Origin of the sequence: Planktothrix sp. FACHB-1355, assembly GCF_014748295.1 — a bacterium.
In the GTDB taxonomy this organism is placed as follows: Bacteria; Cyanobacteriota; Cyanobacteriia; order Cyanobacteriales; family Aerosakkonemataceae; genus Aerosakkonema; species Aerosakkonema funiforme_A.
In genome coordinates this window covers 1-3,434 of sequence record NZ_JACJUP010000782.1, presented here as the reverse complement: position 1 = coordinate 3,434, position 3,434 = coordinate 1, and the positions used below count along the sequence as shown (strand labels likewise).

Annotated in this window: 2 protein-coding genes; one reads left to right on the top strand and one right to left on the bottom strand. The window is 45.7% G+C overall.

Annotation, left to right across the window (positions count from 1 at the left end):
* Window positions 1–247: 247 nt before the first annotated feature.
* Window positions 248–2,044 carry a DUF3685 domain-containing protein gene (locus tag H6S82_RS24765; RefSeq protein WP_190465384.1) on the top strand — a complete coding sequence of 599 codons (1,797 nt, stop codon included), beginning with the start codon at window positions 248–250 and terminating at the stop codon, window positions 2,042–2,044.
* 24 nt (window positions 2,045–2,068) lie between these two features.
* Here H6S82_RS24765 and H6S82_RS24760 read toward each other — a convergent pair whose 3' ends face one another.
* Window positions 2,069–2,935: a Uma2 family endonuclease gene (locus H6S82_RS24760; RefSeq protein WP_190465382.1), complete on the bottom strand. Its 867-nt coding sequence runs from the start codon at window positions 2,933–2,935 to the stop codon at window positions 2,069–2,071.
* Window positions 2,936–3,434 lie beyond the last annotated feature (499 nt).

Below are 3,434 nucleotides of genomic sequence, written 5' to 3'. Positions count from 1 at the left end.
TGAAACGGCTCCCTATGGTCATTATCAGCCAAGTTTTTGGGTGGGAACGATCGGGATCTGGCTGTTTTATGTGGTGACTGGTCGCTAACATATGTTAAAACGCATGAAAAAAGACGATTTGCCAAGAGGCGATTGTTTGTTTGTTAACTTAATACCTAACATCTACCACTTATTAGTTACCAATTTAGGAAGATTGCTTACAACATTAGTCACCAATACCCTGCCATTTGTTAACAATTGAACCACCATGAGCGATCTGGCGAAACCAGTTTTGAACTTCAGCCCGAAAGGCCCACTCCACATCCTGCTAATTGACGATGACCCCATCTTCCGTGCCGGTTTGCGGGTTGTTCTGGGTCAGTTTCCCGACCTGCAAGCTATCGCCGAAGCGCAGTCAGCACCGGATGCTTTGCAGATTCTCCAAAACGATCGGCCCTCCGTCGATTTGGTAATTTTAGATTTAGGCTTGGGTCGCCTACCTGGGGCGGAAATCTCTGGGTTAGAACTTTGTCAGCAGCTAAAAACTTTTTACCCCGAATTGCCGATTTTAGTATTGAGTTCATTTTTAGAGCCGCTCTTGCTGGCAGCAGCACGACAGTTGGGTGTGGAGGGTTATTGCCCCAAAGGATATCCTGTTTCGGAATTGGTAGATACTATTCGTCAGGTGGCGGCTGGTGAAGCCTATTGGCCTCCGGAAATTATGAAAGCTTCTGTCCCAAGAACAACAAATCCCCCATCAGAATCTCAAACAGGTTTGCTGCCAACTCTGTTGAGTAATATTCGCTTGTCTGGACTGCGCCAGATAGAAGCTGCCCTGGCTGAGGTGACCGAGGAATTGCAAAAGGGTAGATTGTCTGTGCTAGACCGAGCTATCCTGGCTGGAAGGCAGCGCGAACTCAGGGCATCCCGCTGGTTGGTAAATAAGCTCTTAGGACAATCTGTGCCGATCGCATCTATGACGCCGATCGACATTGCGCGGGCAAGCAGAGGAGCAGAGGAGCAGAGAGACAGAAGACCAGAGGAGTTCTTTGACTCCAATCTCATTCCTCATTCCTCAAAACGCTCTCATTCTCTGACAAACAGGCGATCGCAGCTGTTTGAGAATACTTACGCCTCCATCCAATATAGCTTGCAAAACCTTACTAACGTGCCTTTGGAAACCGATATTTTCCGAGAGCAAAAAAAGCGGGAATTGCTGGTTTTGGTTTTGCAAAAGTTAGATGATTTATTAGAGGATCTGCGCTTTTCCCAAGTTCAGCCGAGTCAACTTCCCGAACTGCGATCGGCTATCTTACACGATTTTTGGCAGAATGCAACCGCAGATTTTTTTGGTAAATACTACACCCTGCGCGTGCAAGGCCGGGATTTAGAAGTTGTTAATATTATATGGCAAGATTACGAACTTGTCCAGACGGAAATTTTGGATAAAATACCGTTGGTTGTGGATTTATTTTCTCATCTGATCTTTGACACGCCTCTGATAATTGATAATGCTTCTTACTCTGTGGGAACGCCGGAAGCAATGGCAAGGGCAGAATTACTGTTGCAAAATTTAATTATACAAGTTAGCAATGCCATTGTCCAGCCGCTGTTGAATCATTTTGCCGATGTAGAGGCAATTAAGCAGAATTTTTATGACCGAAAACTCATTTCTACCAGAGAAATCGAACGCTTCCGGAACGATTTGTCTTGGAAATATAACTTAGAAAAGTATGTGGGCGCTCCTACAGCTATTTTTGAAAGCAGGTATCATTTATTCGTTTTTAACGGTATGGGGATTAAGAAAGTTTCTATTTATGCTTCCCGCGTTGCGGAATTAAGACAACTTTCCCGGCTACAATTAGCAGTGACATTGGCGTTAGAAACAAGAGATGCGATCGCACCTCGTTTGCGTGCAGTTGTTGCCTTTGTCGGTAGCGGCGTTGTTTACGTGCTGACTCAGGTAATAGGACGAGGGATCGGCTTAATTGGGCGCGGAATTCTAGAAGGGATCGGTAATTCTTTGCAAGAAAGTCGGGTAGGAAAAAATGACGATCGCAAGTAGGGCGGGCATTGCCCACCCTACAACCTATACTAAATTGGGATCTTCGCCCAACTCTCGTAAGCGGGCAGCTAAACGTTCGGCACGTTGACGTTCAGCTTCAGCTTGCTGTTGGGCAGCTTCGGCACGTTCGCGTTCGGCTTCAGCTTGTTGCTGGGCAGCTTCAGCTTGTTGTTGGGCAACTTCAGCTTGTTGTTGGGCAACTTCAGCTTGTTGCTGGGCAACTTCAGCTTGTTGCTGGGCGGCTTCCTCCGGTAAAAGGACAAGATTGCCTTCCGAATCGTAAAAACGCAGCCAGATGGCAGTTTCCCGGTCTATTGTTCCCTGCCAAGTTCCTAACCAAAAGTTTAGCGTTTCGCACCACAGCCAACCTTGCTCATTTGAGATCGATCGCTCATAACGCAGGTTAGTATCTAAGCGCCAACCTTGCAACGAGGAGGGATCGAACGGGTCGTAAACGAAATAATCTCGCGTTCTAAATATCCGTTCGTAAATATCTTTTTTACGTCCGGTGTCAACTTCAGCAGTCGAAGATGACATCAGTTCCACGATGACATCTGGGTAACGACCTTCTTCTTCCCAGACTACCCAGCCTTGGCGTTCTCGCGTACCGTCAACATCAAGTACGGCAAAGAAATCAGGCCCGCGAAAGTCGCGGTTACGCGCTTGTGTGCTGCTGTAATAAATAAACATATTGCCGCCTGTGTAGAAGTCGTGGCGATCGCGCCATGCTTGTTGGAGCGATCGAATCAACACATTCATGGCAATACGGTGGCGGTTGCTCTCCAATGGTTCACCATCATCAAATATTAAGTCAGTGGGCGGCATGGGAGGTTCCCAAGTATCAACCACTGATGTTTCTGGCAGTATTTCTTTCGTCGCCTCAACTGACATAGCACTATCCTAATTTTGGTGAGTGCGTCACTCGATTTTGGATTTTGGATTTTGGATTTTGGATTGGCTCCGCTTAAAAGGACGAAGCTCCTAATCTGGAAAAATTTTTTGATAATTCCACTTAAATGGGAGGCTTGGAACCCCTTTTTTTCGCTCAATATATTTATGTTAGCAAAATACTAGGATTTTCAAACATCGATATTTTTATATTTTTGATCTATGATATTCCGTTTTAGTAACGGTAATAATATTAATTGAGATATCGTGACAGATGGCCTGGTTATCAAACGAGACACGGAATTTTGATGGTGCGTTACGCTAAAGCTAACGCACCCTACTAACTGTCACCGTTTCCCAACCGCAACAGGTTCGCTCACACCCAAGCGTTTAAACATCGCTTCTCGCGCCTGCATTGCCAAGTTATCATCGAGAGGTGATAAAGACACAGAAGTTTGATATTTTTGTTGCAAAGCAGTTTGAATTAACCAATCTGCTAAAA

Bases quoted from the DNA above. Each gene is read 5' to 3' on its own strand.
- H6S82_RS24765 (WP_190465384.1), top strand. From the start codon at position 248: ATGAGCGATCTGGCGAAACCAGTTTTGAACTTCAGCCCGAAAGGCCCA.
- H6S82_RS24760 (WP_190465382.1), bottom strand. From the start codon at position 2,935: ATGTCAGTTGAGGCGACGAAAGAAATACTGCCAGAAACATCAGTGGTT.